This is a genomic window from Alteromonas sp. MMG017, assembly GCF_018100795.1.
Classification (GTDB): domain Bacteria; phylum Pseudomonadota; class Gammaproteobacteria; order Enterobacterales; family Alteromonadaceae; genus Alteromonas.
The window spans coordinates 79,670-102,960 of sequence record NZ_JAGJDY010000012.1 but is presented as its reverse complement, the minus strand read 5'-3'; the positions used below and the strand labels follow the sequence as shown (position 1 = coordinate 102,960).

Sequence of the window (23,291 nt, the reverse complement as noted above, 5' to 3'; positions counted from 1 at the left end):
CCTGCTACCCGCTACCATGAATCTTGTGCTTTTTTATTGCGGCGTCGTAGCAACAAGTAAATGAATAAGCTGACGAAGAATACTAGTACCATGAAGGTGACTAACCAATACCAAGGATTGTTAGACAACCACAAGCGAAGGGTAAGTAAAACATCGTCCGGCTCACCCATTTCATATTTATCGTTAACCTGCATAACCAGCAATGGTGATTCGTTATCATTCCAAACGAAGAAGTCGCCAGCCATTTGTCCCCACAAAGACAAACTAATCAAATCATCCACTCTGGCGGCCAATTTTTCAGGTGTTTGTGCAACCAATAAAAACAGGGTGTCGGAATTTGTGCCATTGGGGTGACGCTGTGCCACAAACACCGCATTGTCGCCCAAGTCACTTTCCTGCACTGTAGTGCCTTCGGTAAGCATTTGGCGGTAGGATTTATCGTTGCTGAAATCCCTCACACGGTTGTACAACATATTTTGTGCGCGGTAGGGCCAACGCTTAGTATTTCCAATGGCAGTAACAAAACTATCTTGTTCAAGGTTGTTTAGTGTTTCTGGGCTTCCTAATACAATTAATGAGCCCTCACCTTCACTGGCATCTTTAGTGATTGAAAGATTCAGCAGGGGAATTTTTGCAACTTGAGCAAGCTTGCCAGCAAGGGTCAGTGCACTGTCTAAATAGTCGTTAGATGGTATAAATATTTGGCTTTTAGGCGCTGAATTAAAGCGTGCTAAAGGATACCCCGTATCACCAAATAAGCCCAAATCAGGCTGCACGGCTACATGACCTGCTTGGGGAAGTTGTATGCTAGAGCTGTTGTTAAATTGGAACAACAGATGAGAGCCTTGCACATCGTTACACGCGAGCCCAGAAACAGGCGGGCGCATAGTAATGATAAAGCTGACGTTGTTCGTTCCGCCTTTAAAAAAACGTGCAGGGATCTTCAGTTGATAATCTCTAAAAGATTCACCATTCACCTCGCCAAGGTACAAGCCATGAACGAGTTCACCATTCACACTAACGTTCATTGAAGAGCCCGGGCCAATGCCCGCCCCATAACCGAAATCGAGAAGAAACGCTACGCTGGCATTTTCCGGTACAAAGAAATCAGCAGGTAGCTTCATTGTGACATTTTTCTCAAAGCGCCCTTCATCAACAAACTGATCGCTAGATACCCCTAAATCGCTGAAGGTGTAACTTTCACCAGGTTGCAATGCAGCAGTTTGTTGTAACCCTATTGCGTCCATTTGCGTTTGAGAACGAACAATAGTGCGAGCACCAGGGTTTAATACATCATCCATTACCGACAAAGCTTTCGCTGCGTCTAAAACCTCATCATTATTATTTCCGCTGACAATAAGCCGATACGCTGCTGGTACCCAGGTTTTATCAGCAGCGACAAACGCTTCGGTGCGTTGCACTTTTAGAAAAGGGCCGTTAATTTCATTTACCATCGCGTCAGATAGTACTGGCGACAATGCTTGCTTATTCCCTACCAGAACATGAATCTCTCGCGTCTTGGTTTCATCTAAATACCACGCTGTTTTTTCATATGCATCTATTCTATTTTCACTCCAAAATCCCTCTTCTTCTTGAATCACTTTAGGTAAAACATATCCTTGTGGAATGTGCGTATGCATGACACCAAGAGGTTGATATTGGTTTCTGAGTGCCAGCGCTTGCGCTACTAGTGGCAACGTATTTTCAATAATACCGCTATCAGCATCTTCAGCACTGAGTAACTGAACACTACGCTGCCCGCCAATGCCTGCACTAAAGAATCCGGATAAATCTTTAATGCCAAAATCATCTACATCTATATCGGCGTCGACTGTGAGCGAAGAAGTGTAAAGGTTCACCTCGCTCCATAATTCCGGCGAGTTACCATTGACGCATTGCATCGCGTATTGGTGGCTGGCCGCCAACGTTAAATTGTTAAAGCCTTCTCGCCAAAGCTGAGAAGGAATATCAATTGTAGAGATAATATTGGGTTGATTTGGGGCATAGGCTATCTGCCCAATAGTGGCATTGTTAAATCGCACATACATTTGTGAACGTTTCTCAATTAGCGCTTGTGAACTCACAATTTCTAATTTAAGAGACGCTTTTGATATGTCACTAATGGCACTTAGCGGTATTGCGATATCTACGCTACTAGACTTCCCTTCTAAGCGCGCAATACTGTCACCAGCATAAAAATCACTCAGTCGAAATGTTTGTGTTTCAGCCATAATGCTTGCAGAGAAAAACAAGCTAAACATTAGTAAGAAGTAAGGTTTTATCATTATTATTCCTTCAATACCCCAGTACGCAATTTTAATCGTAGAAGAAGTTTCTTTAGTAAAAAAAACAGATGAGCAAATATAGGACCTAGCCCTACATTTAAAACATGTCGCATACCAAACCAGTATGATATTGGACGAGTTCGGCGTCGTTGAAACGATTGCCAACGCCTACTGTCACATAAACAATAGGCCACAACGTTATTTCGTTCCACATCACTTTGTGGATTAAACGTTGCACGTAAGGTCTTCTTATTGCTATCGAATTCAACCACTTTAAGATGTAAATCTACATTAGTTTTTAGTGCCTCTGCCCACGAACTTAATACCACATTAGAAGGAATCATCGGTAAATCCCCCCTAATTTGTATTTTTACCCCACTAGAAGACAAGTCGTTTAACTCCCCTACCCAGGCTTGTCCTTCGTGCGTTCTAATCACAACGTTATCAGTGGCGGGTAGTCGCGATTGGCTTCGAAGCTGTTTACGCTCAAGCAATACACTCATAGCGCTGAACAACAGCAATAAATTAAAACCATTCCACAGTAATACAACGAGTGTAAGCTCTCGGGTAAGCGGTTCATTAATGAATTTATAAATGCCGATAATCATGGCAAACGAAAGTAGTGCGGTTATCCAGTAAAACACGCTAGAAAGTGGCGAAACAAAGTTTTTATCTAAACTCTCCCCTTTGGGAGTAACCACAAATGAGGGCGCGCGAGGCTTTAAAAATACTTTGATGAGCGCCATCAGTGTAAAAGCACATTGTAGTATTTCGTACAACTCAGAGACCAGCGGCCATCGGGTTCGCCCAAATAGCATGGTGGAAATCATGTAGGTTGCAATAACGTGGGGCATGGTAAACGCTAGAATTTCCATCATTGAGGCATGGTAAACCTGTAGGCCAAACACCAAGTAACCCAGCGGCATTAACAGAAAGACAACCCGTGCGAAGGGAAACAGCCAAAACATAATAGAGCTCATGTAGCCAACACGTTGATACCAAGACAAGCCTTTCGCGTTATAGGGTTTTTTCAGCAATAAAATTTGGGTCATACCCTGTGCCCAGCGCATACGTTGCTGGATGAAAGCATCAAAGGTTTCTGGCGCTAATCCGCTTACCATTGGGCGATCAACATACACTGATTCATAGCCCATTTTATGTAAATCGAGGGCTGTTTCTGCGTCTTCAGTGATAGATTCTCCCGAAATGCCCCCTACCAATTCTAAGTGTGCTCGGCGCAATAGCGCGGCCGACCCACAAAAAAACGAGCTAGACCAGTAATCTAAACCTTTTTGAATAGTGCCGTAAAACATGTCGTTTTCAGAGGGCATGCGGGTAAACGCCGAGAAATAGTTTCGTTCGACGGGGTCTGGGTTAGCCATAAAGTGAGGGGTTTGTACCAAGAACACTTTTTCTTTTTTAACCATCCAAGGAACGGTTCGGCTTAAAAAGTCGCTAGTGGGGACGTGGTCAGCATCTAAGATAACAATGAGCTCGCCGGAGGTATTATTGATGGCACTGTTCACATTTCCGGCTTTTGCGTACAGGTTCTGCGCGCGGGTATGGTAGGTTACTCCCAACCTTTCACAGAGCGCTTTTAATTCTGCACGTCGCTCCACAGCTATTTGCGCTTTTTGTGGGTCTGCTTGGTTAATTTTTTCGTCAGTGCCGCCGTCATCTAACAGGTGAATGCTGACTTTATCAGCAGGGTAATCCATCACTCTGGCTGCACGGATGGTTATCTCTAGAATATCTTGTGATTCGTTGTAGGTGGGGATCATGACATCCACAGTGGGTAACTGTGTTTTATCTATATCATCAAGAGTAAGCTGAGGGCGACTAAGTGGGAATACATTTACAATACACCCCAGTATCGAAGTAATTCCAGCATAAATTTCAGCTAGAAAAAGAAGCCATATCGCAATAAATGAAAACACGTCAGTGGCTGAAAGGGTATACAAGCCCCGCCAGAATAAATAGCGCAAAGTAATAGCGACGCCGAGTACCAGCGCGAGTGTTCTAAAGAAATATTGAAATCGTTGTGCGAAATTTGCTTCACGGCTACATATTGAAATGATAACCAGAATAACAGAAGAAGAGATTAGCTGGCCTGCTGCGTCCATAGGGGCAAGAAGCAGTAATCCTAGGAGTGTTGAGGCAATAAATAGGGCAATTAGAAGATAACGAGTGTGATGCTTATTAGTTAACGAATTGCCCAAGGTTACTATCCAAAATATTAACGTGAGTCACGTTAGCATAGCTCGCTCTATTGATTAACGTAACCTTACCGTCTGCAATTTCGAGCTCGTGGTTACTCTGGTAAAACATTCGAGAAATGCTATCGCGAGTTTTCTGGCTACTACGCCCCAATAAAAACCAAGCAGGATACGTTGCCACGCCCAGTGCCATTACCGCTACCATACTAAAAAACACGAAAGGAGTAAGAATAGGTGCCATGTACAAAGAGAAAAATAATGCTCCCATACAGGCTAAGGTAACAACCCCTGTTACTTTACGCAGTCGTTTAATTTTTAACAACTTTTTTTCTGCATTAACATATAAGTTAAGACGTTTTTTCCAAAGTTGTTCGGTCTCTTCTTTAGATTGACCACCAATCAGCTTCGCACAGGGCTCGGCTGCTTCATCAATATGACGCTCGGCAAGCGATGTCACTCGATGAGCGTGCAAGTTCACTACATTCATAAAATACACCACTTCTCAAACTACGGAAGAGTTTATAAATTCTCTTGCAAGGTAAAAATCTCGGGCCTGATACCCTCAGATGATTCTTTATACCCATTGAAGTGGTGTGATTAAATTCAACTTTGGCTTATTAGCATAAAGTAGAAAGCATAACGCAATGTTTTAAAAGGTTTTTTAAAAACCTCCCGCAGCCCTTTTAGACTAATGGTTTACCTTCTTTCTATCACTAATCATCTTTGTCACAATACTAAATAAGTTACTGATATTAAAAATAGTACCAAAAATACTGCCTACTGATAGGGCGTACATGAGCCCTAATGTTTCTGCGAGCAAGAAATAACGCCTTATTTTATCTGTCTCTCTTAACACAATTGAGCCTATCGTAAAGATAAGTGATGAGGCATAGGCAATAAAAATGTTCCAGTCATGGTGCAAAATAAACCACTCATACAGCATGAACAGGATATTGGCGGCCACAAAAATAAACAGTACCCATCGGCTACGATTTTTAATGGCGATAAAATTACGTAACCCCGCTAAGCATGTACCCACGCCGGCAGCCATGGCATCAAGCATAAAAAAGTGTACGCTTAAGCTCAGCAAAGCAAAGGCAGAGATAAACAAATAGCGCTCAACACTATTTTGCCTATAACCAATAAAATTAAGTACGACGGCAATGGCACCGAACGCTTCAGCTACAATCAACATGCCTAACTACCTTTGTTAAAAGCGTAAATAAAATTCGCGGCAGAGCGCTTTGAAACCACTTGAATAATCTCCGGCGCCATCTCTAATCGCCAGGTGTTCAATGTCTTTCTGTTTATGGTTCTGTTGCTTGCTCATACAAAATACCGTTACATAAGGGTTGCGCTGGTCATTGTGCTGCACTCTTAATATACGATTTGTGGATAAACCTAATTCAGCAGCCATGCCTATAATTTCGCTTTCTCGGGCAAACGGATAAAGGCAATAGAACTCACCAGTAGGGGTAAGTGTTTCAGCAACAAATGAAAGAAGCTCTGCAGGGGTGAGTGAAACAGTTTGCCTAGCATGTTCTCTTATTTCACTTTGTAATTGGTAGGCGTGGCTATCGCCTTTAACCTGTTCGAAATAGGGCGGGTTAGACACGATGAAATCGAAAGCGGTATCCGCGGCTAAGTCGGACAACTTGGTATGCTGCACGGTTATTTTTGTTGGCCAAGGCGAAGCAGCAACGTTAGCGCTTGCTTGTAATGCAGCCCCTTTATCAATATCGATAGCGATAATTTTGGCCGATGGGATAGACTGTTGCGCCATCATTAGCGCAAGAATACCCGTGCCGGTGCCGATATCAAGAATATGGGCACCTTGATTGGGCTTAGCCCAACTGCCTAAAATCATACTGTCGGTATTTACCTTCATGGCACAATTGGTTTGATTAACAACGAATTGCTTACAGCGAAACATGGTGGTTCTCTTTATATTTCTATTTTTTGGTTTTTGTTTTTGGTTTTGGTTTTTTAATGCGCTGCGCTCTGCCCTACCACTTTTGTCTGGTCATCATGTTTCTAGCCACATCAACCGCATGCACGGGTCGATATTTCTTTAACGGCCCTTGCATTAGCATTCTCCAAACTGGTGCGGTTTTTTGTGCCACATCTTCTAGAGTGCGAGATTCGCTTCGCGTGCCTAACAGAAGTGAAGGACGAACTGCCGCCGCATGAGGAAGCTGAGGCATACGCATTATCGCGTTTTCTAACTCACCTTTCACTCGCAAATAAAAATTACTGCTTTTGGCATGTGCCCCTACCGATGAAATCCATACGAAACTACCGGTTCGCTGTGCACGAGTTAGTTGCGCGGCAATATGCACGTATTCAAAATCAACACGCCTAAACGCCGATTTAGAGCCCGCTTGTTTGAGCGTGGTACCCAAACAGCAATACACGTGATCGACACCAAAATATCCTTGGTAATTTTGCAGGTTATCAAAATCGATAACTACAGGTTTCAGCCTGTTATATGGATCGGCAAACTGGCTGGACGGCAGCGGTTTTCTTACCAAACAGGTTACTTCGCTGTAGCGACGGTCCTGTAAAAGTATATTTACCAACGTTCGTCCCACTAATCCGGTCGCTCCTAGCACCATTGCGGTTTTCATACTTAGTACCTTGTATCCTAAGACAGTTTCTCTACAATCAACCATTCGACAGTTAAAAATATGCAGATAAAAATGAAAAAAGCCCTTTTAATAGGAGCCGCTATGCTCTCTACCGCTGTACAGGCCAAACCGCTCGATATTGAGCGTATTTTCGCTTCTCCTTCCCTTGATGGCAATGCGCCTCGCGCACTTAAAGTTTCTCCTGATGGAGAAAGAGTTACGTTCTTAAAAGGAAAACAGACCGATTATGAACGTCTCGATTTATGGGAATACCATATAGACAGTGGTGAAACCCGCCTTCTTTTCGATTCTAATGACCTTCAAAGTGGCGAAGAAGTATTAAGTGACGAAGAAAAAGCCCGTCGCGAACGTATGCGTTTATCGGGTAGCGGTATTGTAAGCTATCAATGGTCTGCCGACGGTAAGGCCTTACTTTTCCCGCTTGGTGGTGATGTGTATTACCACAAGCTCGGCGAAAAAGGGGCAAAGCAACTTCTTGATACCGATGTGTTCGAAACGGATATTAAGCTTTCTCCTAAAGGAAATTACATTTCTTTCATTCGCGACCAAAACTTGTTTGTAAAACATATTGAGTCGGGTAAGGAAACCGCCATCACAAAAGAAGGTGGCGGTAACATTAAATTTGGTATGGCCGAATTCGTTGCTCAAGAAGAAATGGGTAGAATGACCGGTTACTGGTGGTCACCAGACGAAAGCTTTATTGCATTTACCAAAGTAGATGAAAGCCCTGTAGATGTCATTTCCCGTTCTGAAATTTATGCCGACGACATTAAAACCATTGAACAGAAATACCCGAAAGCAGGCACCAATAATGTGCTTGTTGAACTGGCTATTCAAAATATCAATAACGGTGCTCGCAGATGGATAGATTTAGGCGAAGACAAAGACATTTACCTTGCCCGCGGTAAGTGGATGCCTAACAGTGAAACCTTCACGTATCAGTGGCAGACTCGCGACCAACAAACGCTTGAGCTTAGAGCGTATAACGTTCCAACAGAAAAGCAGGACGTGTTGTTAAGCGAAACCAGTAATACCTGGGTTAACTTGCATAACGATTTGTACTTTTTGTCTGACTCAGACCAGTTTATCTGGGCTTCTGAACGAGATGGCTTCAAGCACCTTTACCTTTATGAGAACAGCGGTAAGTTAGTGCGTCAGCTAACCCAAGGCGATTGGGTGGTTGATAACATTGAGGCAGTTGATGCTAAGAGCAACCGAATTTACTTCGCGGGTCGTAAAGACACACCGCTTGAAAGCCACGCCTATTCAGTGTCATTAGACGGCGGTGATATTTCACGTATTACCAATGAAGGTGCTTATCACAGCGTATCGTTTAGCAAAGATGCTTCTATCTTTATCGACCGTTTCTCTACCATTAATTCACCTGCCCAAGTGAGTTTAAATGATGCTTCTGGCAAGCGTATTACATGGCTTGAAGAAAACAAAGTTGAAGAAGGCCACCCGCTACATGCTTATATGGATACGTGGACTAAACCTGAATTTGGTGACATTACCACCAAAGATGGCGCAACCTTAAAGTACCGTATTTACAAACCTGAAAACCTTGAAAAGAAACACCCTGTTATTGTGTATCTTTACGGTGGTCCACACGCGCAAGTTGTGACGAATAGCTGGGCAGGTAACCGTGGACTGCTGATGCAGCATTGGGTAGATAAAGGCTATGTGGTGTTTACCCTTGATAACCGCGGATCTAACTACCGTGGTAAAGCATTTGAAGATCCTATCTACAAGAAAATGGGCTTTATTGAAGTTGACGATCAAGTAGCAGGTGTTGAGTTTTTACGTACCCTACCGTACGTAGATGCTAAGCGTATTGGTGTTCATGGCCACAGTTATGGCGGTTACATGACCCTAATGACCATGTTTAAAGCGGGTGATTACTTCCAAGCAGGCGTATCTGGTGCACCGGTTACCGACTGGCGCTTATACGACACCCATTACACCGAACGCTATATGGGTAACCCTAAAACCGATGATGATGCGTACACAGCCTCTTCCGTATTCCCATACGCAAAAGACTTAAAGGGTGATTTGCTTATTTATCACGGAATGGCTGACGACAATGTGTTGTTCACCCACTCTACGATGCTATACAAGCACCTTCAGGATTTGGCAATTCCATTTGAAACCATGGATTACCCAGGTAAGAAGCACAGTATTCGTGGCAAGCAAACGGGGATCCATTTGTACAAAACCATTACTAACTTCTTCGATAGAAATTTAACGCCTGAGCAATAAGGTTTTAGATTTTTAAGCTTTGAAAAAAGGTTTTAATAAAAAAACGGCGGTGCTTTTAAAAGCACCGCCGTTTTTATTTATACTTCGCTTATTCTTTTTTAACCCGCCGTTAAACCTAGGCCGGTAGTAAGAAAATATAGCGTTAGGCGAACATCTGATTGGCTAAGTTCTTCTGCACATCTTGCGCCGACGCTTTACTTAACTCAATTTCGATAGCATCACTTTTACCTGATAACCATATTTTTAGTTCTGCATCGGTATCGAAGTGGCCTGCCGTTTCTACCACAAACTGCGTGATCGACTTATAAGGGATAGAGTGGTAGTTCACCTTTCTGCCTGTTAGTCCTTGCTTATCAATAAGAATCAAACGCTTATTGGTAAATACACTTAAATCTCTTACTAGTTTAAATGCGGCGGTGACGGTTTCATTTTCAGCCAGTATGGGTGAGAGTTCTTCATTTACCGCTTCAGCGCTGGTTTCACTAGCGTTACCTAGCAAGGTGTCAAATAAGCCCATTTTATTCTCCTAAACAGACACGAGTTTTGTAAGCCACTGTACGCGATGAGCAAGGGGCTGGGGCTTATCTAAGGCAAAACCTTGACCGTAGTCTACCTGCAATACCTTTAGTACATTTGCCGTTGCGGTATCTACCACAAACTCCGCCACCGTTTGCTTACCCATACTGTGAGCAATGTTATTTATCGCGGTAACTGTAGCATGATCGATTGGATCGTGAACAATATTTCGAACAAAGGAGCCGTCAATTTTGACGTAGTCTACATCCAAGTTCTTAAGGTAAGTGAACGACGACATGCCCGCACCAAAATCGTCGAGGGCAAAGCTACAGCCTATTGCTCGAAGCGTAGAGATAAAATGCTTTGCCGCACTTAAGTTAGTGACTGCGGTGGTCTCGGTGATTTCAAAGCAGATTTTTTCTAGCGGTACTGTGGTGCCTTGAAGCCGCTGGGTAATTTTCAACAAAGTGATTTCGTCACCAAGGGTAATCCCAGACAAGTTAATGGCCACTTTAGCCACATTGTCTACGTGCAACGGATTGGCCTCCAACGTCTTTAACGTATTATCTACCACCCAATAGTCCACTTTGTTCATTAAGCCATGACGCTCGGCAAGAGGAATAAATAAACCTGGGCTAATAAGGCTGCCGTCGCTTCCCGTCAAGCGTAGCAATATTTCATAGTGTTCAAGCGCGGTGGCCGTGTCTTCACCTATGCTATTAAGCGGCATAATGGCCTGGCTATATAGTTCAAAACCATCGAACTGAAGCGCTTTATGCAGGGTGTGCAGTACGTCATTTTCGCTGCTATCCATGCCTAGCTGTGCATCTTGAGCGTGATAGACAAAGTATCTGTTTCGTCCTAAATGCTTGGCCTTATAACAGGCATTATCAGCGGCCTTTATAAGCTCTGCCGCGTTATATTCTTGAGGGTTTATTTCAATGACACCAATGCTTGCACCAACGAAAAATAGTTTATCTCCATACATAAATCGATAAGTAGAGATGGCCTTTAACAGCTTATCGAGCTTTACTTTTACCTTATCGAGAGGCTGTTCATGATAAATAATACAAAACTCATCACCGCCTATGCGGGCAAGTAAGTCTTTATCACTAATGTGCTGCCTAAATATAGTAGACACTTCTTGAAGTAACTTGTCGCCAGCGGGGTGACCACAGCTGTCGTTCACTAACTTAAACCTGTCCATGTCGATAAAGCACATTACGCCAGCGGTTTTAGTATCAGCCAAGGCTCGTGAAGGGTATATGGCAGTAACGTTGTGTCTGTCAATTTCTGCATTGGTCACAGGTATATTGGCGGTATTGACCTCTAAAATTTCTCGTAGTTGCTTATCAAAAGCATAGCGGTTGAGTAGACCCGTTAATTGATCGTGATTTGCTTGATACGCCACTTCAGCTTGTAATTCTTGCTCTTTCGTCACATCCCTGGCGATGCCTTCCACCGCAAGTAGCATGCCAGATTCATCTAATATAGGGGTATCTGAAAACTCTAGTACCAACTCGGTATCATCATAACTGGTGTAGTGAACCAGATAAGGGTCGGGTTTTACCCCCTGCACCGATTTCGCTCGAATATCGAACGTCTCGTCTGGTATTCTCCTGACCAATCGAGATTGTTTTTCGATGAAATTATCTGGAGTAAAACCTAAGATAGTACTAATTCCAGCACTCACATAAATAAACTTATGTTCAGCGGTTTTGGTATAAACGAAGTGCCTGTGCATGCCATCTACCAACCTGCGATAGCGCTCTTCGCTATGTTTAAGTGCTTGCTGAGCCTTAAATCTCTCTGTGACATCCCTTGCGGTTAAGGCAAGATTATCCCCGGCTTTAACCACTTGGACCTTCAGCCATTCAGGCGCAATTTTACTGCCCTTAACAGCGACATACTCTTCAAAGGGCGTGTGGTTCATGGCCACCGCAATTACGCTATCAAACAAGTCAGCTTTGCCTAGAAACGCTAACTGATCTTTCAGTGTTTTAGTACTTAACTCTGAACATGCCCCACGAAATAGGAATCGACTGTAGCGGTTAGCTTCAACTAACTCATAATCATTGCCTGCAGGGCGATAAATAACTAACGCATCTAAGGATGCCTCACTGGCCGTAAGGTAACGCTTTTGACTGGCCGATAGATTCACCGCACCTTTCATTTGCTTATGAAAAATCCAGCTGGCCAGCGCCGACATGAAAAGCCCTATTACCGCGACTAATACACCTGCTCTATAACGCCCCACTTCGGTCTGCATAGACAGCGAAAACTGACGACCAATAAATGAGAACGGCTCAGTCGCAATCACGGTCCCGTCATTAACTAACTCACCATTGCTAAACAGGGTGCGACCAGCGTCTTGAAGCGCAAAATTAAACTGAGGACCTTCTAGCTCACCAAGCATAACGCCCAAAATCGTTTGTGCATCAAAGCCCGCCAGTAAGTACCCGTGATTGAGTTCTTGGGGGCTAATGGTACGGCCAACAATAATATGATAATGCCCCGTTACCGACGAATGAACCAATGTACTGGCCAACGATTCAGCAAGTTTGGGAATAGTGAGCCCTACCGATGCGAGTGGCTTGCCGATAAGTTCGTTTGATAGGCGAGTTTTCGTTCCATGGCTAGGGGTCGCTACCCACTGAATGACACCGTTTTGATCAGCAAAGGTTAGCGAACTATACCCGCGCTGCATTCCCATCAACGACATCGCTTGCGCATTAAACCAATCCACTTGGTTGGGCGCAAAGGTTGGCCAGTTTCGCATTAAATTATGAACGGCTTGAATACGTTCCGTAGAGAATACTTCTAAGCTAATCTTTACCTGTTCGGCAACGGATTGGGCTTTCGAAATTCGAACTCGCTTGTCTTCGTTGTCTAGATAGACACCTGCTGCGACAAAAAGCAGGGATAGAAACGCGAACAGCACTAGGGGCAGCCCGTATATTCGCTGGGTAACTCTTGATTGCATTACGATTACCTCTCATCGAGAGGGTGGGACTATAAACCGCGAAGATGAATTTTTTATGAATTAGCCTTTTAGCATTTAAATGGTAGGGTATACCTTTACTTAATAATAACTGCGTTTAAATAAACGTATTTCTAATGCAGATACAAGGCGTTACTCATGCACCCTAGTGAAACGGAACTCTCCTACTCGTCCATAATTCAAGCGTATGACAGAATTAAAGACCACGTTAAGCGCACACCTATTATGGAATCGAGCCTGTTAAATAAATGGATGGGACATCGCATTTTATTTAAAGCTGAGTGCTTGCAAACTATTGGGGCGTTTAAGCTACGTGGTGCATTAAATTTCTTGGCCCACTTAGATGAACGGGGTGAACTACCTAAAAAGGTGGTTGCCAATAGTTCAGGCAATCATGCCCAGGCCGTGGCTTATGCTGCTGCAAAATATGGTATTCCCGCGACTATTTTCGCTAGCGAAACCATTTCTCCTATCAAAGCAGCAGCCACTGAAAGCTATGGGGCGCAGTTGAAGCGCTTCCCTACCCGCCAAGAAGCCGATATTGCCGTGGCCAATGCGGCTGAGGAAGCAGACACGGTATGGATACCGCCCTTTAACCACCCTGATATTGTAGCTGGCCAAGGTACTGCTGCCATGGAAGCGTTAGAAGATGTAGGCAGGGTAGATGCGATTTTTGCCCCTTGTGGTGGCGGTGGCTTGCTATCGGGCACGTTACTTACTGCTCGAGCGTTACAACCCGATGCGTTAGTGATTGGGGCTGAACCACTTACCGCCAACGATGCCTCTCAGTCATTGCAGCAAGGCGAGATAGTTGCCCTTGATGCACCGCCGGTGACCCTTGCCGACGGCGCTGCAACACCCTCAGTGGGCAATGTGACCTTTCCTCTATTACAAGAGCTTGATGATTTTTACGAAGTGGACGAATTGCAAATAGCCTACTGGACACAGTGGCTGCAGCACCTATTGAAACTTCACATAGAACCCACTTGCGCCATGAGTATGGCGGCGGTTGCGGCATGGGCTGCTAACACAACACCTGGCCAAACGGCTTTGGTTATGTTGTCTGGTGGCAATATTAGCCAAGCCTCTATGGCCGCAATTTGGGAACGAGACTTTTTGCTTCAACCCCCTATTATTAACACGGAAGAATAAGCATGCTAAAAATGCACGTTAATACGACAGAAATAGTAAGTGAAATTACCCTTAGTCAAAATAACAGCCGCGTCATAAAGCGCTCCATTCTTAAATTCGGTGGTGCGCTTGCTATAGCCACACTATCCAGTATCGCTTGTGCAGCAACACTTTTTACCAACGTAAAAGGTTACACGCTGAATGATGATGCTGAGTTGGTGACCTTCTCAAATATCCTTATTGATGACGGTAAGGTGGTATCGCTAAACGTCAGTGCAAAAGACACTAAAGCAGGCATGACTGATGATGTGTCGATAACAGAAACCATTGATGGTGAAGGCCGCGTTATGCTGCCGGGTCTAATTGATGCTCACGGGCATTTATTAGGCTTGGGAGCAAACCTACTTGAAGTGGATTTACGAGAAAGCACCAGTGCTGGCAACGCCGCAGATAGCGTAGCGGAATATGCACTGGCAAATAGCACACAACCGTGGATTACTGGCCGTGGTTGGAACCAAGAGTTATGGTCTGACAGAGCCTTTCCCACCAGCAACGATTTAGACAAAAAAGTGTCTGATCGCCCTGTTTGGCTAACCCGTGTAGATGGCCATGCGGGTTGGGCAAACACTAAAACCCTCACCTTGGCGGGTATTACGAAAGATACACCCACGCCGGTTGGTGGTGAAATTGTAAAAGATGCTAATGGTGAACCAACGGGGGTATTAATCGACAATGCCATGGCATTAGTCGAACCCTATTTGCCGACGCAAAGTAATGGGGTATATAAACGCCAACTCGATGCAGCAGGTAAGCACTTACTATCAAATGGCATTACGTCAATGCATGATGCAGGTGTCGGCCGTGGTGTGTACGACTTTTATATTAAACAAGCGGTTCAAGCTGAATTACCTATTCGAATATACGCCATGATCAGCGCCACTGACCCCGACTTAAGTAAACTATTAGGAAAAGGGCCCATTCGTGACGCTAACGATTATTTATATATTCGTTCAGTCAAAGCCTATGGCGATGGTGCGCTTGGCAGTAGAGGCGCAGCCTTATTAGCCCCCTATTCTGACGCTCCCCACCAGCATGGTTTATTACTCACTCAGCCTGAGGATATGACACCGTTATTTACCTCGGTAATCGGTGCTGGTTTCCAATTGAATTATCATGCCATCGGCGATAAAGCGAATCATGTTGCGCTTAATGAATTTGAAAAAACATTTACGGCTATTGGCGGTAGTGAATTACGTAATCGGATAGAACATGCGCAAGTTATCGCGCCTGAAGATCTCGCTCGTTTTGCCGAGTTAGATGTATTGCCATCCATGCAACCAACACATGCTACTAGCGATAAAAACATGGCTGAAGATCGTATTGGCAAGGACAGAATGGAAGGCGCTTATGCGTGGCAAACTTTACTGGAATCAGGTATTCCTTTGCCTCTAGGCTCAGATTTCCCAGTAGAGTTGGCTAACCCTTTCTATGGATTACATGCTGCGGTAACTCGCCAAGACAGAGAAAACCAACCCGTTAAAGGCTGGTATGCCCACGAGGCGCTTACGATTAAGCAAGCCTTTAAAGGCTTTACCTTAGATGCTGCTTACGCGGGACATATGGAAGACACCCTTGGCACCCTTACGCCGGGCAAATGGGCGGATTTTATATTGGTTGATAGAGATATCTTTAGCATAGATAAAAAGGATATTTGGAAAACCCAAGTGCAGGCTACCTACATAGCAGGCAAAAAAGTGTTTTCGAAATAGCCGTTGTTGGGAGGAAGCACATTGGAAATTGTTATTATACCGGTGACGCCATTTGCTCAAAACTGTTCGCTTATTTGGGACGCAGGTAGCAAGCAAGGGGCATTTGTTGACCCTGGCGGAGATATACAGAAGCTCATCTGCGCGGCGTCAGATAATCAGGTAACTATTGAAAAAATCATTCTTACCCACGGTCATTTAGACCATGTAGGCGGCACTGTCGAACTGGCTAAACATTACGATGTGCCGATTGTGGGGCCACACTTAGGTGACAAATTCTGGCTAGATGCGCTTATGCAGCAAAGCCAAATGTTTGGCTTTCCCCCTGCCACGCCCTTTGCACCTAACTTATGGTTAAACGACAAGGATACCATTTCAGTTGGCGAGCTAACGCTTGAAGTATTGCACTGCCCGGGGCATACCCCTGGCCATGTGGTTCTCGTGGAGCGAATAAGTAACAAGGTTATTGTGGGTGATGTGATTTTTGCTGGTTCAATTGGCCGCACTGATTTCCCTCAGGGAAATCATCAACAGCTGATCGATTCAATAAACGCGAATATTTTAACGCTACCTGATGATATGGTGATTTATCCTGGTCATGGCCCTACCACCACGGTAGCAAAAGAAAAAGACAGTAACCCTTACGTTGCATCGCAATGGGGTTGAGTGGCTATAAGACGTGTTAATACAAGAACCAGTAGAAGAGCCAATAGAACAGTTTTCTGCCCATTAAAAAAGGCGAGTGAGCCACTCGCCTTTACCTATTGCGCTTCTTTACCTACTGGCTTCTTTATTTATTGGTAGGCACCGCTCGCATAATGAAGTTCATAGCTGTGGCTATAAATTTCAAGGATGTTACCAAACGGGTCTTCCATATAAATCATGCGGTACGGTTTTTCGCCTGGGTAGTAGTAACGCGGGGCTTTCATGCGTTTCTTACCACCGGCTTCTACAATCTTTTCTGCCAAGCCTTCAACATCAGGGTCTTGAACACAGAAATGGAATACACCCGTTTTCCAGTATTCGAAGTTGTTCTCAGGATTTTCTTGGTTTTTAAATTCAAATATTTCAACACCTACACGGTCGCCCGTTGAAAGGTGAGCAATGCGGAATTTGTCCCAACCTGCACCAAATACATCAGTACACATTTCACCAATGGCTGAGTCATCTTCAACAATTTCAGTTGGCTTCATGATTAAGTACCAGCCTAGTACTTCAGTGTAAAATATAACGGCGGCATCAAGGTCTGGAACCGAAATACCAATATGTGAAAACGTACGTGGATAAGGGGTCTTAACTGCTTCAGTCATCTTTATCTCTTCGATGTAAAGTATGCAGGTATATTAACTAGACAAACCCACTACTGGAAATTATGATTATTTCTCAAATCCATAATATAAATTTATAGCATGCTGAATCCTTTGTGGCTCGACACCTTTAAGGTGTTAGTTGAAACGGGTAATTTTACCCGCACCGCAGAACAACGGTTTATGACCCAGCCAGGCGTGAGCCAGCATATTAAGAAGCTTGAAGAGGCCTGTGGCTGTGCGCTACTTATTCGCTTGGGTAAAGGGGTTGAACTGACCGAACAAGGCCAGCGAGTTTACGACTATGCGCAAAGTTTGAGTAAGCATGAGCAGGCACTTATAGAGAGTTTAAAGTTTGATGCACCTTATGAAGGTAAGTGCGTAATTGGGTGTTCTGGTGCATTAGCACAGCGTTTGTACCCTGTGTTAGTTGAGCTACAAGTCACCCATCCTCGCTTGAGCATACATTTAGAAGTTGCCCCAAACCGTACCATATTAAACAACATTCAAGCGTCTAGCCTTGAACTAGGCATAGTTACCCAGCAGCCTGACGAGGAATTGTTTTCATCTGAAAAGATAGGCCATGAATCACTGGGGCTTATTTTACCCAAGGGTACGCCTTATGAGACCATTGACGATACATTGCTCGGCCTTGGATTGATAAATCACCCAGATGCCATGCACTACTTAAAGCTTTATTTTAGTCACAGCGGCGAGCAAGCGCTGATGCAGTTAGATCCTAACCGATTGCCACAGCGTGGTTATATAAACCAACTGTCTCAAATTTTATTGCCGGTTAGCAAAGGGTTAGGCTTCACCGTACTGCCTATTAAGGTGCTTGATAGTTTTGCTGATGCGGCAAACAGCTTAACCATTTACCCCGCGAAGCACGATGTAACAGAGCCGCTGTATTTTGTGAAAACGCCACACCGCTCACTGCCACTTCGCTATCAGAAAATTCAATCGCTAATTGTTGAAGCGCTCGAAATTAGCTAAGTTAATTAAATCAACCAAATCAATTAGATAAGTCACACGCGATGCGAGGTCAACTTGCTTGTTGAGCACTCAAATCGGGATCGGGGCTGGTCATAGCGGCTTCAGATTTATGAACGGGTACATCTACTTTGCCGCTAGCAATCACTTCGCCTTGCTGCCATAGCTTCCATTCACCACGCTCGTATATATCCCACTGTTCGTCGTGTGTAAGCGGCGCGGTGGCAATAATGCTTACCACGTCATTGGGTGTGGTTTCAGCGGCAAAATCAATTTCTACTTCCACGTCACTTAAGCAAGCTGGGCCAAACGGCGCGCGGCGGGTAATACTGGCCATTTTAGTACTGCAAAATGAAAACAACCATTCGCCATTGCTGAGCAAGCAATTAAATACACCTTGCTCTGCGTAGCCTTTGGCGATATTTACCAGCGTATCGGCCAATTGTTGCGGCATAGCATCTCGAGGCAGGCTTTCCCGCACTTGATTCATTAAATCGCAGAACATGGCTTCGCTGTCGGTATCACCTACCGCTTCATACATGCCTTCACGAGGCACAAAGTTAGGTAGCTGCCCATTATGTGCAAACACCCAGTATTTACCCCACATTTCTCGGGTAAAGGGGTGAGTGTTGGCTAGGTTAATATTGCCGACATTGGCTTGGCGAATATGACAAATAGCCGTTTCGCTTTTAATCGGCAGATGGGAAACAAACTCTGCAATTTGAGAGGTAGCACAGGGTTCAGGGTCGTGAAAAAGGCGTATGCCCTTGCTTTCATAAAATGCCATACCCCAACCGTCCTTGTGCGGGCCTGTTTCGCCACCGCGTCGGGTGAGGCCGGTAAAGCTAAAACACAAATCAGTTGGCGTGTTGGCACTCATGCCAAGCAGTTCACACACGATATACCCTTTTTAGAACGTAAATATTAGCAGGCATTGAGCATAAACAAGCTTGGCGCGCTAAGCAACGCGCAATACGTTTAATTTACACCTATTTATTATGTCTATTTTGCAAGCTAGCAGGGCGATAAGGCGCGTCCACACCCACATAGGCTGGGCCAAAGGTGGCTAAACCCTTTTGGGTCAAAAACGCATCAGGGGCAGGTAAGATAATAACCGCTAACGTTTGACCAATTTCATAATGCGGATTAGTCACGGGCTCCCCCGTATTATCATCTATCACGCAGATTAAATCTGGGATAGTCACATCTACTTCACCATCGTAATAACTAATTAAGTTTTCGTTCTTAACCCCTATCTGATAGGTATAGCCTTCGTCATCAGCGGTGCCAGCTAAATCGACGGTTCCAACAGAAAAACCGCCTACCGTATCAAATTCAAAGGCGGTCACTTTGCCTCTAAAGGCAACAAAGCCTTTACCCACGTCTGCAATCACTTTGGCAACATCACCACCTTGCAGCTTGGCAGCCGACACCGCTTTACCTAGCGCCCATGCTTTTGAAATCGTTCCGCCAATAAGAGCGTGGCGAATGTCTTTTACAGGCATAGCATGGTCGATAGCCGCAATGTCGTTGGCGCTCACTTGGCAAAGTGCACGCATAACATGCTCGGCTCTTTGATCGTCACGCAAGCCTTCACACACAAAGGTTTCGCAAAAGTTATTGGCGGCAATAACAGGCGCGGCATCAAGGCCATTTAGATAATAGGTTGAATGGGTAATTTCTGGTACTGCCCGCCCAGCAGGGTCAGCATCAATCACCACACCGTTATTCAACGCCGCGGTATAAAATGCCACTGCCGTATTAGAACCGCCCATTTCACAGCACACGGTGCCATAAAACTTCCTATCAAAATAAGATTCTATGCGGCTATACGCACTGCAAATTGCTGGCTCAGTATTTCTAGGTAGCGCTTTGTATTCGTCGGCCTCTTTGGCGCTTAAATCTAGCGCACCCAGTAAATAAGGCGTACAAATCCATGCATCATCAGGCGCTTCATCAAGCCCTACTAGGCGTATTGGCAAGCCTTTTTCGATTACCTCATCAATGAGTGCTAGGCCTTCACTCATTTCGCCACCGCCCCCTGTACCTAGCACAGTGCAGCCTAGCAAAATGTCTTTCATATCTTGAAAGCTTAACTCTTTCATGGGTTTTCTCTCTTAGTACTGTTCTTGATAGGGCTATCGATGCTGCCATCTGTGTTGCTGGTTAATCTGTTGTTCTTAGCCCCGAAGGCGCGCGTCATGTAAAACGTCATGTAATATAGAAAGAGGTAGCTGGCTAATGACACAATCAAAGCGTCTATTGCTTCAATGGGCGTGATGAACAGCCCTGTTTCAGCGCTTGTAAAGCTAAACAGGATGCCGGTTATCCACGCTGCTATGGCGCAAACATTAAAAGAGGGAATAAAGTCATGCGCCCGGTACACAGCTTGCTTTCTTAGAATGAAAAAATCAGCACAGTAGATAGCGGCAACCGGGGTAAACATGATGGACAACGAGAATAAAAACTCAGAAAAATTATCAAGCAAATTAAGGGATGACGCTACAGCTCCCATCACACCCATAGCTATGATCAATACCTTTTGTTTCCCGCCGTTAATAACTGCCGCAGCTCCCAATGAGGCGCTATATAGATTCAACACATTGGTGAGCCAACTTGAACAAATAAGTAGTACAAAGGCAGCTAGCCCTAGTCCCACTTTTACCATAAGCGCAAGAATATCGTCACTGCCGAATACATTTGCGGCTAAAGAGGCAGCGATGTATACAAACGTACTTAGTAGAAAGAAAGGAATGAAAGACGCTGACCACGCATCTCGTTTTGTTCGACAAAAGCGTGCTAAGTCAGGCAGTAAAACAATAGACACAATAAAGCTTCCTACCACCGCCGATACCGCCGTACCAAAACCCATTGTAGGCTCGACCGCCGCCAAGCCTCCTGAAGACTCTACCACCGCCAAGCCGCCTGAGGGCTCTATCGCCATGGCGCTTTTTATTAATAGGAATAATGTGACCACTCCCATTATGGGCACCAGCCAAGTGGATAATATTTCCATCCGCTGAAAGCCGTATAAGGTAGTGATAACAATCACGGCACTAACGCCCCACTCAATAGCACTGGTGTTAAAGGTTATGCCCAAGTAATCAACTAACAAACCGTTGGTGGCCAACGCGAACAAGTCGAGGTTGACGCCGTACCAGCCGAGTAACGACAGCACAAAACAAAATGACACCAGCTTTGCGCCCCACACGCCAAACACATGCCGTATGGTGACAAACGATGTTAGCCGGTTAGCATGCCCGACCAGCGCAGTCACCGTACCAAAGAAAGCTAAAATTAAGCCGCCTACCAGAAAAGCGGCAAGGCTATCCCAAAAACCTAACGCTTCGCCTATTTCTATACCTGTAATTAGTCCAGGTACCGCAAAGGCCAATGCCCCGTTGATCATACCTACCGCCACACCGCTTGTTTGTGCACTTTCAGGCACAGGCTCTAGGGCATAGTCGTTAGTATCTGTTGTACTTTCAGACGTCATCTATTTGTTATCCCTGTTAGGTTGCGGCTTTCGACAAATGTTGGGCAAAACAGCTTACGCTTTCCCGCATTTTTGGTTTGAATTTATTTGGCTGACGTATAAAGAACGCACACGTTAAACGAAGCATTAATCGCTATACACATCCTATTTAAACGGCTAACACTATTGTGCAAACTTTCCACAAAATAATATTTTGTTAATTGCTAACTTTTGATAACCTGAGTACTGAAATCACCGACAATCACGAACTTATTACTATTTCCTAAAAATATTATTTCACATACACAAGATGCTTTATCTCCTACCTAGGTGCAATTTGGTGTAGCTGAGTAATAACATTCGGCGCGCAAGACCATCATAAATGTGGCAATACGTGTGTTTAAGGCAAAAGAAATCACCTTATGAAAAAGATTATTCATTTAGACAGCTACAATCAAAAGATATTGGCCATATTACATTTGCAAGCAGACCTCACCAACGTGGAATTAGCGGGACGCGTTAACCTTTCACCTAGTGCCTGCTTCCAGCGGGTAAAGGCACTAAAAGAAGCCGGCTACTTTCGTACCTTTCATGCAGACGTGAATATTGAAGCTATGTGCGAACATGTTTTTGCGTATGTTGAATTTACCTTGCATGATAACAGCGCCCCTTTCAAACGGCGCTTCATTTCCGCTATTCAAGAAATACCTGAGTTCATGGATTGCATGCAAATAACGGGGAAAGTGGATTATGTGTCGTTCAGTTGTTTTGCAAATATCGCTAAACTCAACGACGCCTGTACATTGCTTAGTGACAGAGAAGAGCTTGGTATTAAGCGCATTGAAAATCGGATTATTTTATCCAGAGAAAAGTTCTTTTTAGGCTATCCCCTCGCGCAATTGAAATGGTTGGATAAAGCGGAGATTTCAATGAGCGATCACGTCTCAGACAGGTAACAAAGATACATTGTCATTTAGCCACTTCGACATTGCTTGCATATCAACAATCTCCACTTTCCCATATTGCTTTCGAATTAGTGAAAGGGACACCAACTTATTTAGCGCTTTGTGGGCGGTTAGCACAGTTACCCCTAAACGCTCAGCATAGTCGCTTTGCCTAAGCGCTACTGCAGTGCTAGTTTGGCCTGAGCGAGCTTGAAAAGAGTCAGCTTGAAAGGTGTTAGTTTCAATTGAGTTTGCTTGCGCTACGCTGGTTTGGTAAATCAATTTTGCCAACTGCACATGAGTCGGTAAGCGTAAAATGTCATCTAACCGCTCTAAGGTAGCGTGAAGCTTTATGGCAAGATTGCGTGTTAAAAACACACCCACTTCAGGGTGCGCAGCTTCGAGTTGCCGAAAGCGACTTTCATCAATTTGCAGCACGGTGCAGTCGGACATTGCTTGCGCATGGTGGGTTCTGGCTAACGATGCATATAAAGTGAATTCACCAAAAGTGTCGCCCCGCTCTAGCACTGTAGTAAGTTGATAATTACCGTCCACGCCATAGTTGCCCACCTTCACCTGCCCAGCCTCCACGATAGAAAGCCCAGGTTTTAAATCCCCTCGATTGTGGATCATAGCGCCCTTGTCATACTCAATTGGCGTACCAAATTGCGTGCACAGCGCAAGTAATGATTCAGGCATGATAATTTGATTGAGCGCTTTTATATAAGACACTTTTCCACCAAATCTATA

At 44.6% G+C, this 23,291-nt stretch carries 19 protein-coding genes; 6 read left to right on the top strand and 13 right to left on the bottom strand.

Annotated elements, in window-relative coordinates:
* Nucleotides 1-11: 11 nt before the first annotated feature.
* The 6 genes from J8L84_RS17380 to J8L84_RS17355 all read right to left on the bottom strand — a co-directional run bounded on the left by J8L84_RS17380 (nucleotide 12) and on the right by J8L84_RS17355 (nucleotide 7,128).
* Nucleotides 12-2,285 (bottom strand): cellulose biosynthesis cyclic di-GMP-binding regulatory protein BcsB, encoded by a 2,274-nt coding sequence (locus J8L84_RS17380; protein WP_211071799.1) that lies wholly within the window; start codon nucleotides 2,283-2,285, stop codon nucleotides 12-14.
* A gap of 2 nt (nucleotides 2,286-2,287) precedes the next feature.
* Nucleotides 2,288-4,504 carry a UDP-forming cellulose synthase catalytic subunit gene (gene bcsA / locus J8L84_RS17375; RefSeq protein ID WP_211071798.1) on the bottom strand — a complete coding sequence of 739 codons (2,217 nt, stop codon included), beginning with the start codon at nucleotides 4,502-4,504 and terminating at the stop codon, nucleotides 2,288-2,290.
* A complete protein-coding gene (locus J8L84_RS17370; RefSeq protein WP_211071797.1) occupies nucleotides 4,485-4,988 on the bottom strand; it encodes a hypothetical protein in 504 nt (167 codons plus the stop codon). Before J8L84_RS17370 ends, bcsA begins: the two co-directional genes overlap by 20 nt.
* Nucleotides 4,989-5,189: 201 nt before the next feature.
* On the bottom strand, nucleotides 5,190-5,696 hold the full coding sequence (locus tag J8L84_RS17365; RefSeq protein ID WP_211071796.1) for a YgjV family protein: 507 nt from the start codon (nucleotides 5,694-5,696) through the stop codon (nucleotides 5,190-5,192).
* Between the two features lie 15 nt (nucleotides 5,697-5,711).
* A complete protein-coding gene (locus tag J8L84_RS17360; RefSeq protein WP_211071795.1) occupies nucleotides 5,712-6,434 on the bottom strand; it encodes a methyltransferase in 723 nt (240 codons plus the stop codon).
* 73 nt (nucleotides 6,435-6,507) lie between these two features.
* Nucleotides 6,508-7,128: an NAD(P)H-binding protein gene (locus tag J8L84_RS17355; protein WP_211071794.1), complete on the bottom strand. Its 621-nt coding sequence runs from the start codon at nucleotides 7,126-7,128 to the stop codon at nucleotides 6,508-6,510.
* Nucleotides 7,129-7,200: 72 nt separating this feature from the next.
* Between J8L84_RS17355 and J8L84_RS17350 the strand changes: the two genes are divergently transcribed.
* On the top strand, nucleotides 7,201-9,408 hold the full coding sequence (locus tag J8L84_RS17350; RefSeq protein WP_211071793.1) for a S9 family peptidase: 2,208 nt from the start codon (nucleotides 7,201-7,203) through the stop codon (nucleotides 9,406-9,408).
* 142 nt (nucleotides 9,409-9,550) lie between these two features.
* Here J8L84_RS17350 and J8L84_RS17345 read toward each other — a convergent pair whose 3' ends face one another.
* Both J8L84_RS17345 and J8L84_RS17340 read right to left on the bottom strand, forming a co-directional pair.
* Entirely contained in the window at nucleotides 9,551-9,925 is a 375-nt protein-coding gene (locus tag J8L84_RS17345) for a PH domain-containing protein (protein WP_013782610.1), read from the bottom strand.
* Nucleotides 9,926-9,934: 9 nt separating this feature from the next.
* Nucleotides 9,935-12,907 (bottom strand): bifunctional diguanylate cyclase/phosphodiesterase, encoded by a 2,973-nt coding sequence (locus J8L84_RS17340; protein ID WP_211071792.1) that lies wholly within the window; start codon nucleotides 12,905-12,907, stop codon nucleotides 9,935-9,937.
* Nucleotides 12,908-13,063: 156 nt separating this feature from the next.
* Here J8L84_RS17340 and J8L84_RS17335 point away from each other — a divergent pair, with 156 nt between their 5' ends.
* From J8L84_RS17335 to J8L84_RS17325, 3 genes are read left to right on the top strand one after another with little or no spacing between them, the layout of a single operon-like run.
* Nucleotides 13,064-14,077 carry a serine/threonine dehydratase gene (locus J8L84_RS17335; RefSeq protein ID WP_211071791.1) on the top strand — a complete coding sequence of 338 codons (1,014 nt, stop codon included), beginning with the start codon at nucleotides 13,064-13,066 and terminating at the stop codon, nucleotides 14,075-14,077.
* 2 nt (nucleotides 14,078-14,079) lie between these two features.
* Nucleotides 14,080-15,825, top strand: a complete 1,746-nt coding sequence (locus tag J8L84_RS17330; RefSeq protein WP_247670852.1) for an amidohydrolase — start codon at nucleotides 14,080-14,082, stop codon at nucleotides 15,823-15,825.
* A 21-nt stretch (nucleotides 15,826-15,846) separates the two neighbouring features.
* Complete coding sequence (locus tag J8L84_RS17325) at nucleotides 15,847-16,488, top strand: MBL fold metallo-hydrolase (RefSeq protein ID WP_211071790.1); 642 nt, start codon at nucleotides 15,847-15,849, stop codon at nucleotides 16,486-16,488.
* Nucleotides 16,489-16,616: 128 nt separating this feature from the next.
* Here J8L84_RS17325 and J8L84_RS17320 read toward each other — a convergent pair whose 3' ends face one another.
* Nucleotides 16,617-17,132 (bottom strand): lactoylglutathione lyase family protein, encoded by a 516-nt coding sequence (locus tag J8L84_RS17320; protein ID WP_211071789.1) that lies wholly within the window; start codon nucleotides 17,130-17,132, stop codon nucleotides 16,617-16,619.
* A gap of 99 nt (nucleotides 17,133-17,231) precedes the next feature.
* Here J8L84_RS17320 and J8L84_RS17315 point away from each other — a divergent pair, with 99 nt between their 5' ends.
* Nucleotides 17,232-18,125, top strand: coding sequence for a LysR family transcriptional regulator (locus J8L84_RS17315; RefSeq protein WP_211071788.1), 894 nt, complete (start codon nucleotides 17,232-17,234; stop codon nucleotides 18,123-18,125).
* Between the two features lie 49 nt (nucleotides 18,126-18,174).
* Here J8L84_RS17315 and J8L84_RS17310 read toward each other — a convergent pair whose 3' ends face one another.
* From J8L84_RS17310 to J8L84_RS17300, 3 genes are all read right to left on the bottom strand, one after another.
* Nucleotides 18,175-19,020 carry a class II glutamine amidotransferase gene (locus tag J8L84_RS17310; protein ID WP_211071787.1) on the bottom strand — a complete coding sequence of 282 codons (846 nt, stop codon included), beginning with the start codon at nucleotides 19,018-19,020 and terminating at the stop codon, nucleotides 18,175-18,177.
* Between the two features lie 91 nt (nucleotides 19,021-19,111).
* A complete protein-coding gene (locus J8L84_RS17305; protein ID WP_211071786.1) occupies nucleotides 19,112-20,227 on the bottom strand; it encodes a DUF917 domain-containing protein in 1,116 nt (371 codons plus the stop codon).
* A complete protein-coding gene (locus J8L84_RS17300) occupies nucleotides 20,224-21,618 on the bottom strand; it encodes a cytosine permease (RefSeq protein ID WP_211071785.1) in 1,395 nt (464 codons plus the stop codon). The genes J8L84_RS17305 and J8L84_RS17300 overlap by 4 nt, the downstream gene beginning before the upstream one ends.
* A 401-nt stretch (nucleotides 21,619-22,019) precedes the next feature.
* Here J8L84_RS17300 and J8L84_RS17295 point away from each other — a divergent pair, with 401 nt between their 5' ends.
* A complete protein-coding gene (locus J8L84_RS17295; protein WP_211071784.1) occupies nucleotides 22,020-22,553 on the top strand; it encodes an Lrp/AsnC family transcriptional regulator in 534 nt (177 codons plus the stop codon).
* Here the strand turns inward: J8L84_RS17295 and J8L84_RS17290 are convergent.
* Nucleotides 22,542-23,273: a Crp/Fnr family transcriptional regulator gene (locus tag J8L84_RS17290; RefSeq protein ID WP_211071783.1), complete on the bottom strand. Its 732-nt coding sequence runs from the start codon at nucleotides 23,271-23,273 to the stop codon at nucleotides 22,542-22,544. The two genes, J8L84_RS17295 and J8L84_RS17290, sit on opposite strands and share 12 nt — an antisense overlap.
* Nucleotides 23,274-23,291: the final 18 nt, after the last annotated feature.

Coding starts and splice junctions, on each gene's coding strand:
- J8L84_RS17380 (WP_211071799.1), bottom strand. CDS start 2,285: ATGATAAAACCTTACTTCTTACTAATGTTTAGCTTGTTTTTCTCTGCA.
- J8L84_RS17370 (WP_211071797.1), bottom strand. CDS start 4,988: ATGAATGTAGTGAACTTGCACGCTCATCGAGTGACATCGCTTGCCGAG.
- J8L84_RS17365 (WP_211071796.1), bottom strand. CDS start 5,696: ATGTTGATTGTAGCTGAAGCGTTCGGTGCCATTGCCGTCGTACTTAAT.
- J8L84_RS17360 (WP_211071795.1), bottom strand. CDS start 6,434: ATGTTTCGCTGTAAGCAATTCGTTGTTAATCAAACCAATTGTGCCATG.
- J8L84_RS17355 (WP_211071794.1), bottom strand. CDS start 7,128: ATGAAAACCGCAATGGTGCTAGGAGCGACCGGATTAGTGGGACGAACG.
- J8L84_RS17350 (WP_211071793.1), top strand. CDS start 7,201: ATGAAAAAAGCCCTTTTAATAGGAGCCGCTATGCTCTCTACCGCTGTA.
- J8L84_RS17345 (WP_013782610.1), bottom strand. CDS start 9,925: ATGGGCTTATTTGACACCTTGCTAGGTAACGCTAGTGAAACCAGCGCT.
- J8L84_RS17340 (WP_211071792.1), bottom strand. CDS start 12,907: ATGCAATCAAGAGTTACCCAGCGAATATACGGGCTGCCCCTAGTGCTG.
- J8L84_RS17335 (WP_211071791.1), top strand. CDS start 13,064: ATGCACCCTAGTGAAACGGAACTCTCCTACTCGTCCATAATTCAAGCG.
- J8L84_RS17330 (WP_247670852.1), top strand. CDS start 14,080: ATGCTAAAAATGCACGTTAATACGACAGAAATAGTAAGTGAAATTACC.
- J8L84_RS17320 (WP_211071789.1), bottom strand. CDS start 17,132: ATGACTGAAGCAGTTAAGACCCCTTATCCACGTACGTTTTCACATATT.
- J8L84_RS17315 (WP_211071788.1), top strand. CDS start 17,232: ATGCTGAATCCTTTGTGGCTCGACACCTTTAAGGTGTTAGTTGAAACG.
- J8L84_RS17305 (WP_211071786.1), bottom strand. CDS start 20,227: ATGAAAGAGTTAAGCTTTCAAGATATGAAAGACATTTTGCTAGGCTGC.
- J8L84_RS17300 (WP_211071785.1), bottom strand. CDS start 21,618: ATGACGTCTGAAAGTACAACAGATACTAACGACTATGCCCTAGAGCCT.
- J8L84_RS17295 (WP_211071784.1), top strand. CDS start 22,020: ATGAAAAAGATTATTCATTTAGACAGCTACAATCAAAAGATATTGGCC.